Genomic DNA, 15,954 nt, shown 5'->3' with positions numbered 1-15,954 from the left:
TTTTTACCAAAATCTCCTGTACATTTGAAAATTATTTATCTAACTTATTATGACAAAATATTTTACAATAATTATAGCAATGGCAATACTTCTATTTGCCTCAGCAATCAATTTTGAATCCTTGGCACAATGTGCAAGCCCCTCTGCCACGAACAAATGTTGCGGCATCGGTATTGTCAGGGTTAAATTATACGGACAGTTTTCGAAAACAATAACGTATAATACCCAACAATCGTATTACAATTATTATAATACTACAGGTACTTGCCTCAACAAAGGCGATACGGTGTATATGGCAGCCCAGGTGGCTACTTACCCATCGCAGCAAGCATATATGTATATTGACTGGAATAAGAATGATACCTTTGAGTCGGCGGAATTATTATTGCAAAAGTCAAATATTGGTGCCAATGATAGTTTGTATGGATATTTTATAGTACCCATCGGTGCCCCGTCAGGTGCCTATCGCATGCGTATCGGTGCCGACTATGGAAACCTCGCTGTAACAAACAATCCTTGCAAGGTAACCTATGGCGATTTTTGGGATTTACAAATAAATGTGAATGCGGATACCAATTTTAATATAACTGCAGTTTCATTAAATGGGCCTGCAACTTTAACCGTAGGGCAAAACGATACGCTTGCACTTACCATATCAAACCACAGCGATAGCACGCTCGACAGTGTGCGGGTTTCCTACTTATTCGATGGCACTACTGTTACAGAAAACATCACAGGGCTGAACCTTGCCTCGTGTGCTCAATATACCCATAAATTTTCGCAAACAATATCTGCTTCGTCAAATGGCTTATATACATTAAAAGCATGGGTAAAATATCCAAATGGCAATAACCCTGATGCCAATATTAACGATGACACAACAAGTTTGCTTTTGTGTACTGGTGTGTCTGGAACTTTAACCGTAAATCCGTCAAGTTCTAAATCATATACCAATTATCATACACTCAACGAGGTTGCCCAATTATTGAATAGCTGTTATATAAGTGGCCCCACCATAGTAAAAATAAAAGCAGGCACCTATACCGACAGTGCATACTTTAATAATATTGCTGGACTTAGTACTACCAATACTTTAACTATTGATGGTGGGAATGCCACTAATACCAAATTCTCAAGCAGTAAGACTAAACTTATAGCGTTTAACAACGTTTCCTATGTTACCATAAAGAACCTTACTATCGATCAAACTAATACGCTCAATGTAACAAATACTGCTCTCAGTTTTGCAGGCAACATTACCGAGATACATGTTGACAGTTGTATAATTAAATGCGTGGTGAATAAGAATTCCAGTTATAATATTGTTTTCGGAACTGTACCCAATAGCACCAAAAATTCGGTGACGTATGCTTCCGTAACCAATACCAATATTTCGGGTGGATATTATGGAATTTATATGTATGGAGATGTGAGTAATAGAGGACATAATTTCTTAGTAAAAAATTGCGATATCTCAAACCTATCTAATGGCACGGGTATATATTTATATTATGAAGATTCCGTTACACTATCAAATAATTACATCTATAGTTCTGCAATTGGATTGTTTTTGTATTATTCAGATGCATCATTTATACTGAGCAATAAGATAAATGCCACTTCTACGGGAATGAATTGTTATTATAGTAATGATCTATTGGTTCAAAATAATTTTGTGTGGGGCACTAATGTACGAAGCATATACCTATATACCTATAATAGTACAGCTAACGTAAAAATCTACCACAATACCATATATAATTATGCTCCAACTGGAGCTGCCACAAGGTATGGGGTATATGTATATGGCCCCACGGTTGATTTTAGAAATAATATAATAAGTGTACAACGTGCCAATAGCCAATGTATATGGGCGTTTCAGGCAAGTAATATTAATCTATCAGAATATAATAACCTCAATGGCGATTTAGGGGCCGACATGGTTAGGATTAATAATGGGCCACTATATACAACTGTAAAAGATATACAAGGCGTGAATGGACAAAATAACTTTGTGTTTAACCAAGTGCCTGCTTTTATGAGTACCGTATCACCTTATAACTTGCATTTAAAGACCAATATTGCCCCCTTGCAAGGAGATAGCCTTACAGGTGTAAGCGATGATATTGACGGCAACCAACGCTGCACCATTGCCCCACAACTAGGTGCCGATGAGTGTGCCTATAAATATAGCAACCCATTTGCAAGTTTTAGTTTACCAGATACTATATTTGTGAATTGTATATTTACTGCTACGAACCTTTCCAATAAATTAGGTAAACATTATTATTGGTATATTGACGGGACATTGGTCAGTGGAGTTTTGACCAAGGATTTAATGAGCACGATTAGCAATACGGGGAGTCATAGTATAAAACTGGAAGTAATTAATTGCATAGGAACGGACGATACCACTATTAATTTCAATGTATATAATCCATCGAATGTTCCTGTTCCTAGTTTTTATGCAAGCGATACAGTTATAGATGAAAATGGAACAATCACTTTTAAAAACTATACTATACAAGGCCCTGAATCCTTCAATTGGACTGTTACGCCTGGCACCTATGGCACCGATTGGATATATACAAATGGTACGGATACTAATAGCTTTCAACCAGTAATAACTTTTGTTTCCCCAGGTAATTATAATATATGCCTTACTGCCACCAATGCAATAGGAAGTAGCCAGCTTTGCAAAAGTATATATATAAAAGTATTGCAAACTATTATAATGGGAAGCCCCACTTATACCAGTGCTTCAGAAGGTCGCTTGTACGATGATGGTGGAAAGTATGGAAACCATGGAACGAATAAAAAATTACATCTGCTGATAGCTCCTTGTGCAAAAGACGTTACGATAGAATTCGACCAAAGTAAATTTGATTTAGGAAATGCTTCGTGGCTAGGAATCTGGGATGGTACAGATAGTATATCAGGAAAGAAATTATTCAATAATTATGGGTTTACCAATAATTATAAGCCCAGCAAATTAACTGCTAAAAGTGGCAGCATGTATATATATTTTTATAGTAGATATACAAGAGGAAAAGGATTTGAGGCCAAATGGTATTCAACTCCAGGAACGTTCCCAAAACCAAGTGCTCTCTTTGTAATTCCCGATACCGTTTATATAGGCTCTACTATGGATATAAAAGCAACTTATTGGGATAAAACATATACTTATAGTTGGGATTATGAGAACGATGGATTTGAAGACGCCACAGGATGGAAAAATATATATACATTTAATAATGTTGGAACACAAACCTGTCGTTTAATAGTGCAGAGTTGTGGTGGAATTGACACCGTTGACAAAGTTATTACAATCGTTAATCCGTCGCAAAGCCCTGTTGCCGCTTTCGAGGCCGAGTATTCTTATGTTCCCAGCGGTTGCATAGCTGTTCAAAAAGCAACGCCAAGTAAACTTACACTATATAAAATCGTATCCTTAAAAGATAAATCTTTATATGGTGCCACAGGTTGGGATTGGGATATTCAACCAAACAATAATGTGGTATTTGAAAATGGAACCAGCCAATCAGACCAAAACCCTGATGTATCATTTACCGATACCGGTTATTATAGTATTTCTTTAACTGCAACCAATGCTTATGGAAATAATGTAAAATCGATTACCAATTATTTTTATGTGAGCGATGATTATTGCTATCCTACTTGCTCTACTTTTACAGGAACGGAAGCAGGAATTAGTATGTTTAATATTGGAGATATATCTATGGTTTCAAGCATTGGTACCGCCGATTATTGGGACTATTCGAGCAGTACCACTTGTATGATATTGGGTGGGAAATACAAATTCAATGCAGGGAGGTTAGCTAATACTAAAAGTGCATTGTGCAAGATATGGATTGATTATAATATAGATGGTATTTTCCAAAGTTCAGAAGTTGTATATTCAAGTGGTTTTGCAAAATTAAAAACGTGGACAGCAACTATTACTGTCCCCACAAAATCATCTGGAAAAGTAGCAACTGGTTTTACTAAATTAAGGATTGCTGTTGTTGATGGAAATGGCGTCGCAGCTTGCGTTAGCACCGCCTTTGGTGGAGAGTACGAAGACTATGGTATTTTCCTGGTTGATGATTTTGAAGGCCCGGTTATTAAACTTATTGGTGGTGCAAATGCAAAAGTAGGACAAGGACTAACTTATACCGATAGTGGTGCAACGGCATTGGATAATATAGATGGAAATGTGCCTGTAATGGTGAGCACTTTACCACTCAATACACAAACAATTGGTACTTATACACTCACTTTCAATGCAACGGATAGCAGCGGCAATAAAGCTATCCCGCAAACAAGATATATAACAGTTACACCTGATGCAACAGCTCCCTATATAGTGTTGATTGGCAATAACCCCGATACTGTTGATGCAAATACATCCTATAATGATCCTGGAGTAATCGCCTATGATTCGGTGGATGGAAATATATCAAATAATGTAGTACGGACTGGCACTGCAAATATTGCCGTTCTGGGCACTTATCAATATCAATATACAGTAGCAGATAAAACTGGAAACCAATCAGCAACAATAGCACGCGATGTAATAGTTGTTGACCGATTAAAACCTATAATAACACTTACTGCACCCAATCCTTATACCATTCATATAGGTGATGTATATTCAGAACCCGGCTATAAAGTAACTGATAATTATTCGCAAAACCTGACGGTAAATATATATCCAACTGTAATTAATTCCTCAAAACCAGATACGCTATATATTACCTATTCATGCACCGATAGTGTTGGAAATATAGGCACAGCACAACGTACGGTTATTATTACAGATAATGTAGCCCCCTTTATAAAACTAAAAGTAGGAGATACTATATATATTGAGGCTGGTCTTGCATTTACTGACCCTGGTTATACTATTACCGATGATTACGATACCGCACTTATAGCAACAGTAATTGGAAGTATCAATACAATGCAATTGGGCGTACAATCTCTTACCTATGTAGCCACCGATCATTCAGGAAATAGTAGTAATAAAACCAGAACTATCATAGTACAGAAAACTACCAAACCAATATTGACAATTAATGGAAAGACAACTGACTCTGTTATGCAATATCAAAGCTATACTGACCTTGGTATAACTGCTACAGATAATTATTATAATGCTGCTACTTTACAATCCTTGGTTACTATTACAGGAAGCGTGAATACTTCTATATTGGGCACTTATACTTTAACTTATAGCCTTACCGATCCTTCAAACATTAAAGCAGACGATGTATCGAGATCGGTAGTAGTATATGCAGGAAATGCAATTCAAAATATTGCAAAAGAGACCTTCCAGTTATACCCAAATCCTGCACAGGAAATATTAAATCTTGTTTTTGAAAATCAATCTAATATCAAACAAGTGTTCATCTATAATCAGGCAGGGCAATTGGTATATAATACAAATATTAAAAACGACAAATCTATTATAGTGCCTGTAAATAATTTTGCTCAAGGATTATATTATATAGCTGTCATAAATCAGAATGGCGAAAGACAGATTGCGAAATTTAAGAAGGAGTAATAAGTAAGATGTGATAAGTGGTAAGCCGTACGCCAATAGGAGTCAGCTACTGACCACTGCCCGCCGCGGCGGGCTGACCACTGACTACTTATTACTTATCACTTTCCAAAAAAAAACCCGTTATTTGCTCCCTAATAAAATAAAATAAAAATGAATATATCACCAACAACTCTCTCCATTTTAGGAGTCATCCTATTACTCATTATTGCAGGTATTTCTACGGTTAAACAAGGTAATATTGCAGTGATCACCATATTTGGTAAATACCGACGATTGCTTCATCCAGGGCTCAATTTCAAAATACCTTTTATCGAGCGTGAATTTAAGACTATTTCTATCCAGAACCGCTCTATAGAACTGGGATTTCAAGCTATCACAGTTGACCAAGCTAATGTAAATTTTTCAGCCATGTTATTATATGCGGTGGTGAACCACGATGAAGAAACTATAAAAAATGTAGCTTTCAAATTTATGGATCTTAAAAGCTTTCAGTCGGCATTGATACGCACCGTAGAAGGAAGCATTCGTGCATTTGTGGCGACCAAAAGACAAGCAGAAATATTATCACTTCGTAGGGACATTGTGGAAGAAGTAAAAATGCAATTGGATAATACATTAGAAGGCTGGGGCTATCATTTAATCGATATGCAAATGAATGATATAACTTTCGATGAAGAGATTATGAAATCGATGGCCAAAGTGGTATCATCAAACAATCTAAAAGCTGCTGCTGAGAATGAAGGGCAGGCCTTATTAATCACAAAAACCAAAGCCGCCGAAGCTGAAGGAAATGCAATAAAAATTTCAGCCGAAGCCGACAGAGTTGCTGCTATATTAAGAGGACAAGCAGTTGCATCATTCCGCGAAGAAGTAGCCAAAGGTATGAGCCAAGCTGCTAAAGAAATGGCAAGCTCAAATCTGGACTCTTCCGTAATATTATTTAGCATGTGGACAGAAGCTGTGAAAACCATGGCCGAACAAGGCAAAGGCAATGTGATATTTTTGGATGGTTCGCCCGATGGAATGTCACGAACTTTCCAACAATTAATGGCATTTAATAATTTGGAATTGAGTGCAAAAAGAGACCACAACTAAATTCCCAAACTATTATATAGTACTATTTTTTTTTACCTTATTATATATTAATTGCGGGAACAAGAATAGCAACCGTGGCGACCTGTTTTATTACAATGAAGATGCGGGTATTAGTTCGTTAGACCCCGCATTTGCAAAGGATCAGAACAATATCTGGGCAGTTACGCAACTTTATAATGGCTTGGTGGAATTGGATTCCAATCTCCATATTATTCCATCGCTTGCAAAAAGGTGGAACATTAGTGACAGTGGCAAAACCTATACTTTTTATTTGCGTGATGATATATATTTTCAAGACCACGATTGCTTTGCAAATGGTAAAGGCCGCAAATTAAATTCAAAAGATATAGCGTATAGTTTAATAAGGATATTTGACCCCGCAACTGCAAGTCCCGGTGCGTGGCTGCTCAATGAAAAATGGCTGCCAATTGCAAATCCAAAAACTGATAAAGATATATATCATAATAACAAACTTATTGAAACCCCAAATGATTCTACGGTTGTAATACATATTGCCAAAGCATTTCCGCCATTTTTGGGTCAATTAGCGATGCCGTATTGTTTTGCAATTCCACATGAAGCTATAGAAAAATATGGCAAAGATTTTCGATCACATCCTGTGGGTACAGGCTCATTCCAACTTAAGTTTTGGGAAGATGGAGTAAAAATGGTGATGGAACGCAATCCGCTTTATTTTGAAAAAGATAGTTACAATAAACCACTCCCCTATCTCAATGGAATTGTAGTATCATTTATTGGAAGTAAGCACTCCGCATTTTTAGAATTTTTGCAAGGTAAATTAGATTTTGTAAATGGCCTAGAAAGTAGTTTTAAAGATGATGTGCTCACCAAATCTGGCAGTTTGAAACAACACTATCATGGTAAATTCAAACTTGTTTTGGGCAATTATCTCAATACAGAATATTTGGGTTTTTTGGTGGATGATAGTTTGCCTTTGTCGAAAAATTCTCCGTTTGCAAATATATGTTTTCGTCAAGCTATTAGCCATGCCATCAACCGAAAGGAGATGGTTGCCCAATTGCGAAACAATATAGGGAATGGGAATGTGGGTGGTTTTATACCTAAGGGTTTGCCTGGAAATATTGAAGACGATATATATGAGTACAATCCAGAAAAAGCTCGAGAATTATTACATAAATCGGGGTATAATAAGAAGGATGAAATCGTATTATATACCACCAAAAATTATTTGGATTTAACTGTATATATACAAAATCAATTAACGGCAATTGGTATCAAATGCAAAATAGAAAACAATCCTGGAACTACGCACAGGCAGATGGTGGCTAAGAGTCAAGCCCTGTTCTTCCGCGGTTCGTGGATAGCAGATTATCCTGATGCGGAGAACTATTTAAGTTTGTTCTTTTCCAAAAACTTTTGCCCCAGCGGCCCAAATTATTTCCATTATAAAAATTCTGCGATTGATAATTTATATGCAAGTTCGCTCACCATAACCAACGATAGTATAAGAACGAAACTATATAGCACTATCGACAAAAAAATTATGGATGATGCACCTGTGGTTGTTTTATTTTATGATAGAAGTATCAGATTATTGCAGAATAATATTTCGGGTTTGCCCACAAATCCGCTCAATTTATTGGTGCTGAAACGGACAAAAAAGCTACCCTAATTTATATCAGGGGTCAGCGTAATCAAACGACAGCGGCCGTTAGCGTAATCCGACGTCAGCAATCCTCCCATCCCCAGTCTTATTCGGGAGGGGAGGTGGCTGAAAGCCAGCGAGGGTATAATCACGCGTTAGCAATACAACCAGAAATTACCGTGATAAGGGTATAGAATTATCTAAACCAAAGTTCCTATTTTTACAACATAATTATTGTTTCATGAAAAAATATATACTATTCATTTGCTCACTTTTATTAGTGTCCATCTCAATTGCTCAGCCCGTTGTTACTGCAAAATCTGACGAGCCCAATTCATACCGCAACACGCATATAGCGTTTGAGTATCTCAATTTCAAGGTAGGCAATTACGAAAATACGAGCAATAATTCTACTGCTTTAGCGGCAGGGTCGAGAATAGATACTGAGCTGAGGAAACTGAAACTTTCTCCCAGAGTTTATTTTGAAAATTCTTATTTGAGTGGCTTGGTCAACAAAACCAAAATTTTTGCTGGCATCAATCAAAAATATAGTGATAAATATATACCCTTTGGATATTCAAATTTTGAAATTGGTTGCGGTTATAATTTGCTTACTTTTAAATATAAAGGCCGCCGTCATTTTACACTTAAATCGCATTATGATGGCGTGGCCATGGTGAATGAAAAATCGGAAGATGCCTTCCCTGTAACCTATCGCCATGTATTACAACCTCGAATAGGTTTGAATTTTCAAACGATGAAAGAATATAATAATATAAAAGTATTGCAACTAGGTGGAGCACTTACCCGTAATTTTTATGCAGAAGTACATTCGAATAAACATGGCACTTGTGTAAGCTCAAATTGGCTCACTATATATTATGATATATTAATTGGAATGGGCAATAAAGGCCCTATGGGTGATAGTACATTTAGGCCAAAAACCACCAAAACATATTATAGATTTAATGCTGACGAATTACGCAAAACAGGTTGGCGTTTTGGTATGACCAATAGAGGCGATGTATTCGCCAAAGGATCTATATAGAGAATTGAATTTGGTTACTTACCAGGCTTCGCAAAATCAACTGTTGCAAAAAAGGATTTTACCGCATTGTATTTTATGATGACGATAGGTTATGGTTGGAGCAAAAAAAGTAAAGCTATAGATAAGTTGTAATACATCGTGGTCAGCGAAATTAGGCGTCAGCGTCATGCTGTTCGCCGCAGCGAACAGCATGACGGCTATCTTTCACCCGACACCACATCAAAACGGCAACTCCATCAACAGCCCCGCAATTGTTGCAGAAAGATAGGATGCTAAAGTACCACAAAATAATGCTTTCATTCCAAGCTTCGCCAAGTCTGCCCTGCGACCCGGGGCAAGTTCTCCGATACCCCCAATCTGCATTCCTACACTGCTAAAGTTTGCAAAACCACATAATGCGAAACTAGCAATCATCATAGCTTTGGGCGATAGCGGTGTGGCCAAATGTGTGAGTTGATTATATGCATAAAATTCGTTGATGCTTAGTTTTTGTCCCATTAAAGTTGCAACTTGAGATACCTCATCTGCAGGCACACCCATCACCCAAGCAAAAGGTGTAAATATCCATCCAAATATCATTTCTAAACTAAAGCCGGGATATATAAGTCCTAGCAAATAATTGATGAAAGCAATCAGTGCAATAAAACCTATAAGCATGGCTATTACATTCAACGAAATTTTCATTCCATCTGATGCACCATGGCTAATGGCATCTATCAAATTATTATATTGACTTTTTACTTCCAATTTTACCCTGCCTTTTGTTTCGCTCTCTTCTGTTTCAGGAAATACAATTTTGGATATTACCAATGCTGCAGGTGCAGCCATAATGCTTGCCGCCAACAGAAATTGTGCAGGTATTCCCATATTCACATATACTATTAAAATACCTCCTGCAATACAGGCCAAACTGCCACTCATACTTGCCAGCAATTCACTTTTAGTCATGCCCGCTAAGTAAGGACGAATCATTACTTGTGCTTCTACTTGTCCCACAAATGCACTCGCTACATTACTCAAACTTTCGGAACCACTTGTACGCATAATAAAGTATACCCCGCGTGCAAGTACAGAAACAATACGTTGCATAATACCGACATGATATAATATAGCAACTATTACACAAACTAATATAATAGTACAAGGAATATTAAAGAAAAATATAAAGGCATTTTCGCCACCCCATTGTTTTGCAAGTTCAGGTGGATTGGGCAATACATTTCCAAAAACAAACTTGCCCCCTTCTCTTCCGAACGACTCTATTTTTTCCATTCCGTGGCCAATCCATTTAAAGAAATTGGTTACCACTTCTACTTTAAGTACTAGCACAGCCAATACCACTTGTAGCAGCAAGCCACTAATAACCAAGCGGTAGTTGATAGCTTTTCTATTGTTCGAAAACAAGAAGGCCAAGCCCAGAATTAAGATGATGCCTAAAATACCTGTCATAATTTGAAGGGCAAGAATAATACAAAAATAGGGAAGTGCAAAATGGGGGGCATAAGTGTTTACTAAAATGTATATATGATTTTGCTAAGTTTAATATTTAATTATTACATTTGTACAATGATTATTGAACTAAATATTAAAGACAGCAAGGCAAAGAGTTTTATATCATTTATCAAGGAACTTGATTTTGTAAAAATAAATACCAAAACAAAAGATACAATCTTAACAGATGCAGATGTAATTTTTGGAAAAGGGAAACCTGCAACAGATGCCCAATTGAGAAAATATTTAACTTCTTCCAATTCTGAAAAAACCAAAGAGCTTAATAAAATGTGCGAAGAGGTTATAGCATATATAGGTAAAAAAGGGAAATGAAAAAATAAATTGGTATCCGCTTGGTTTTGGAAATTATTTTAATATATTGATGTTTATTTATAAATTGAGTTTAAGAACGCAGCAAATTCAAATATACTAAATAACTGAGAGGCGAACTTAATATAAAACTAAACCGAAAATTATATGGCTAAACTTAATAAATAAAACGAAAAAGTTATACGAAAATTATTTTTAAACCTTAGGCAACCATCTGTTTGTTTTTTGGAATCTAGGTGTATATATTTGCTTCCTATTTAAATTCATCCAATTTCAACAAATTAAAATCAAATTCTATGTTCTATTCAAAATTACTTACTAATCTAAGGTGTTTCGCCGCACTTACCGTACAAAAGTTTCCCTTATTGCTCCTTTTCAATTTTTTGTTTATTCATGTGAAATCTCAAAATCTAGGTACCCCAAGTGTACCGCTAACTATAAGTATAAACACCACATACAATAGTAATGTGGTCATAAATAATTATGCAGAGTTATTTTCAATGCAGTCACGATAAAAATGGCAACAAATTGCAAAATAACTGTAGGAATAGGTGCGGTGCTAGTATTACGGGGCACAACAATTACACACAAAGATGATAATGGCCTTAATAGTACAAATTTGGCATGGGCTGGAATAGTGGTGCAGGGAAATTCGACACTAAAACAAAAGGAAGCTTGGAACGATATTGTATATGATATAAACCTAAATAAATGGGTCCCAAATGTTAGAAAAAGCCCAAATGAAATATCATCTGATGACGCATTGAGACCTGATCGCTCACAATATACATCTGTCTTTAATCAAGGTTTGTTAATCCTAGAAAAGGAAAGAACCGAAAATAACGCAAAATTTCCAAAACTATCGCACATGGGGACAAATGGTGTAAATGTGCAAGCGGGAGGCCTAATAATCTCAGTGGGCGAGACTAATTATGTTGGAGGGACTACAAACAAAATTCTATTTAAGGACAATTTTGGCCGAAATATTTTTTTTGGAGCTTATGCCGGTTCTCAGTATAGTATCATCCGTAATACTGCTTTTTATATTGACCCAGCATTAACAAATGTCCCTGCAACCTTCACCAATGCTACTTTACTACAAATTAACTCAAGTAATAATTTTTTCTTTCCTTTTTTATTCAATTATTTTCAGGTACCTATTAAACCTGCATTTAATGGAATCGCCAATTTTAGTTCTACAGGAATTTCTGGAACTAATGCTATATTCTATGTATACCAAAATTTTTTTAGTTTCCTCAACCAATCAATAACACTAAGTAATTGTCCTTATGTAGATATTGCTACTAATGATATGTGGAATCCCTCAAGATATTGTATTCGAGCAACCGGTGGGGAGGTGAGTATATTTGGCAATGAAATGTATATGAACAAGTTAACAGCAAATTCGCAATGTATTTGGCTACAAGGCACAAAACATGATGTTTCATCCAATCGTATTCATAGCAGCAGACTCGGGAACAATCCAATTATTGGTTGCTTAATAGACGGCACAAATACCATTACTGGAAGAACATATAATAATTATTTTTTAAACTTTGATCGAGGTCTTGAATACGACCGTAGCAACTCTTCTTGTACTTTTGGCTGTAATCGCTTTGACAATCATACTGTAAATGATGTATTTATTACGGGTACAAATGTGAATACTGATGGTGTTCCAAACCAAGGCACACCCAATACTGCAGCCATGAATTGGTTCAATACAAGTTTCCCAAATCAAAATTGCCATATAAATAATCAAGTAAGAAACTTTATATATTATCATAATAATCTGCAACAAAATGGTAATAGAGAATACCCTGGCCATTCAACAGCTAAAGTAACCTTGAAACAGAATAATGGTAGTTCCAATTGCTCATGCTATTCAGGATGGGTAAAACCGGAGCCACCTGCGATCCTTCCTGATGGTGCAACAGTTCGGCATAATCTTGATTCGGTATCGAGCAATATGCCTGATTCGAGTTCATTACAAAATACAGACGATAGTAGTATATATTTTTCTGCAAAAATAGAATTGCAGTCTTTACAATATCAGTTGGCTCATTATTATGATTACCAAATAACACATGATACTGATACTACACATATATGGCCTGATAGTTTAAAAATATTTTTGACTAATATCAACAAACCATGGTCTATTAGTAAACTTATTCCCATACTTATTAAGCAAGCAAAATACAGCGATGCCGTAGTGATGATTGCTGCATTACAAAATCAAAACCCAGCCGTTGAAGGACAAGGTGAGTTAGCTACAGTATATGGTTTTTGGAAAGACTATGCTATACAAAATTATGATAGTATATGGTTTTTACAACATTATTCTACCTTAATACCGATAGCCGCTGGGCATACATGGGGAAGTGCTACAGCCCGAGGGCTCATTATAGATTTTGCTCAAAAAGATAGTGGTGCACTTGCCCATAAATTATACCCACATGAATTGGATTCCCTTATGGGAGATGATACGAGTTCTTATTCGCTTCCTTGTAATACTTCCATTACTGCTGCCCCTAACCCCTTTAGCAGTGCAATAGCTTTTAGTTTAGGAAATGCAGATGCAAGCCAAGCTAGCATCACATTTAAAGTAGTCGACTTATTCATGCAAGATAAATTTACGCAAAATTATACTATTGATGCAAATAATTCTTTAACCATAACTCCCAACCTTAGTTCACTTACTAGTGGATATTACTATGCTGTAATTTATTGCAGCAATGTTGCTACCTCTGTATTGTTAATATACAAGCAATAAGTATATGAAAAAGCATATACTTTGTATTGTTATATTCCAAAGCATTATCCAAGGCTTGTTTGGACAAAGCTGTACCAAAATATATGGGCAGTATATTAATTATTTTGCAAAGCCTATTCAAATTAACGACAGTATATTTATGATTGGGCTAAATTTGCAAGTAACCGATGCTGCTATTTCTACTATTGATACCAATGGCAATATTGCTGCGTTTAAACATATTTACCGCTCTGGTTTCAAAGACTCTTCTTCAATAAAAATATCGCATATTCATAAAGACAAACTAGGTAATATTTATGTATTTGGTACAATGGGAATACATGACGTAAATACCATAATAGGTTTTTTATTAAAATTGGACATAAATGGGAACAAGTTATCTTTGAAATACTATAGAGGGAAAGGCGGGTACTTTAGGTTTGAAGAAATAGTATATGATACTGTTAGCAATACTTTCTTTGCTACTGGAAATGTGGATGAAGATTATCAAGGTAAAAATTTTTCTTTTATCATGCAGTTGGATAGTAATGGGAGTACGACCAACTACAGTACCTTTAAAGAAACTTATGATTTTATTCATATCAAACGTGAATGGAACGCACTTATTTTATCTGGTACACATTGGGAGCCTATTGACAGTGTTTTTGAGGAGAGTGCTCCTGTGATTCGCTATCTTAGATTAGACAATCTGGAATCGAAATGGAAACATCCGGTATATTATGATGAAACTAATGGGATATTTGGTTTCAATGTATACAGCACCACAACAGGTAATATATATTTTAATGCCAATGTTAAAAAAAACACCAATGGGTTTGGTAACAATCAGCATATTATTGAATTAGATACTAATGGGCATATTGTATCTTTTATACCAACTTGTTCAAAGGATAGTTTTAAAGAGATAGATAATGGTTATCAGTACAATGATAGCATCAATATTGAGGTAGGCGAATTTTCAAAACCACCTTATGCAAATTGGGATTGGAAATTTATGCTCAGAAAAGCATCACTAAGTGGCAAGGTATATAATGAATGGATTTGGGATAGCAATTTGAATAATTACGACCCGTGCATTTTAAAAACATCTAATAATACAAGTTTAGTATCTTTAAGATTAAATCCTTTTGGGTTTACCCCTTTAGTATTAATGAAATTTGATAGCGATTTAAAACGTATACCTTTTGATGAAGGAGCTAAACCAATGGAGTATTTACCCAATATAAAAAAGGGAGATACTTTATCCATAGATGGTGGAACTGATACTATTTATTTATATAATAAAACGTCTATCTGGGAAGGTTCATCAGATGTTGAGAAAATAAAAAATGTATATCATATATTTCCCAACCCTACTAATGCTTTATTATATATAAATGGATTGCCGCCCCAAAAAATAAATATAACATTATATGATATGCTCGGTAAAAAAGTATTTAATACTGTTACGAACGGAGAGAAGTTATATAGTATAAATGTAGAGCATTTACCAAAAGGATTATATATAATACTTGTGGGAAATGTTTCTCAAAAAGTTGTTGTGGAGTAGCAAATTTATAGAATTACATTTTGAATTCATTGTGACGTAGGACGCCTTAGCCGCGTGAGGGATAGTAGCGGAAATCCTTTTTTTGTGTTTGGCTGTGGGCGAGCAAAAAAAGATTGCAGCGAATAGCCCGGTGCCGCTTCGGCACACGCCCAAAGAATATTTTAAATTTTATATTTTTTGAATAATCCAAAATATTTAGTAAGCCATCGCAAGACTCTGTCTTGTGATTTCATACTGCAAGACTCTGTCTTGCACAGCACAAAACACCACTATATATCTAAAAAAAGGGTATCACATTCCATGGCTTCGTCAGTCGGAGACTGACCCTATTGAACTCACAAGTTTCGCTTCGCTTAAACTTGCGATGGCGGGTTGAAAAGACACGGTTTGGCGATTTGGAAATAGACACCATCATTGGAAAAAATCATCAGGGAGCTATGCTAACAATCAACGACCGTGTTACAGGTTTAGT

General features: G+C 35.9%; 8 protein-coding genes. 7 read left to right on the top strand and 1 reads right to left on the bottom strand.

Translation table 11 applies throughout. From position 1 onward, the window contains the following. Positions 1-79: 79 nt before the first annotated feature. The 4 genes from SGJ10_05790 to SGJ10_05775 all read left to right on the top strand — a co-directional run bounded on the left by SGJ10_05790 (position 80) and on the right by SGJ10_05775 (position 9,336). On the top strand, positions 80-5,566 hold the full coding sequence (locus SGJ10_05790) for a DUF5011 domain-containing protein (GenBank protein ID MDZ4757635.1): 5,487 nt from the start codon (positions 80-82) through the stop codon (positions 5,564-5,566). 150 nt (positions 5,567-5,716) lie between these two features. After that, positions 5,717-6,661 (top strand): SPFH domain-containing protein, encoded by a 945-nt coding sequence (locus tag SGJ10_05785; GenBank protein ID MDZ4757634.1) that lies wholly within the window; start codon positions 5,717-5,719, stop codon positions 6,659-6,661. Beyond that, on the top strand, positions 6,639-8,315 hold the full coding sequence (locus SGJ10_05780; protein ID MDZ4757633.1) for an ABC transporter substrate-binding protein: 1,677 nt from the start codon (positions 6,639-6,641) through the stop codon (positions 8,313-8,315). The genes SGJ10_05785 and SGJ10_05780 overlap by 23 nt, the downstream gene beginning before the upstream one ends. A 214-nt stretch (positions 8,316-8,529) precedes the next feature. Beyond that, a complete protein-coding gene (locus SGJ10_05775; protein ID MDZ4757632.1) occupies positions 8,530-9,336 on the top strand; it encodes a hypothetical protein in 807 nt (268 codons plus the stop codon). Between the two features lie 219 nt (positions 9,337-9,555). On the opposite strand, the gene SGJ10_05770 is transcribed toward SGJ10_05775, so the two are convergent. Next, entirely contained in the window at positions 9,556-10,785 is a 1,230-nt protein-coding gene (locus tag SGJ10_05770) for a nucleoside transporter C-terminal domain-containing protein (protein MDZ4757631.1), read from the bottom strand. A 117-nt stretch (positions 10,786-10,902) separates the two neighbouring features. Between SGJ10_05770 and SGJ10_05765 the strand changes: the two genes are divergently transcribed. The 3 genes from SGJ10_05765 (at position 10,903) to SGJ10_05755 (ending at position 15,482) form a co-directional block, all read left to right on the top strand. After that, positions 10,903-11,160, top strand: coding sequence for a hypothetical protein (locus tag SGJ10_05765; protein MDZ4757630.1), 258 nt, complete (start codon positions 10,903-10,905; stop codon positions 11,158-11,160). Between the two features lie 514 nt (positions 11,161-11,674). Then, on the top strand, positions 11,675-13,933 hold the full coding sequence (locus tag SGJ10_05760) for a hypothetical protein (protein ID MDZ4757629.1): 2,259 nt from the start codon (positions 11,675-11,677) through the stop codon (positions 13,931-13,933). Between the two features lie 4 nt (positions 13,934-13,937). Further along, entirely contained in the window at positions 13,938-15,482 is a 1,545-nt protein-coding gene (locus SGJ10_05755; protein MDZ4757628.1) for a T9SS type A sorting domain-containing protein, read from the top strand. The last annotated feature ends 472 nt before the right edge of the window (positions 15,483-15,954 follow it).

The sequence above is a fragment of the Bacteroidota bacterium genome (assembly GCA_034439655.1).
In the GTDB taxonomy this organism is placed as follows: domain Bacteria; phylum Bacteroidota; class Bacteroidia; order UKL13-3; family UKL13-3; genus CANJUD01.
This window is presented reverse-complemented; position numbering and strand designations above follow the sequence as displayed.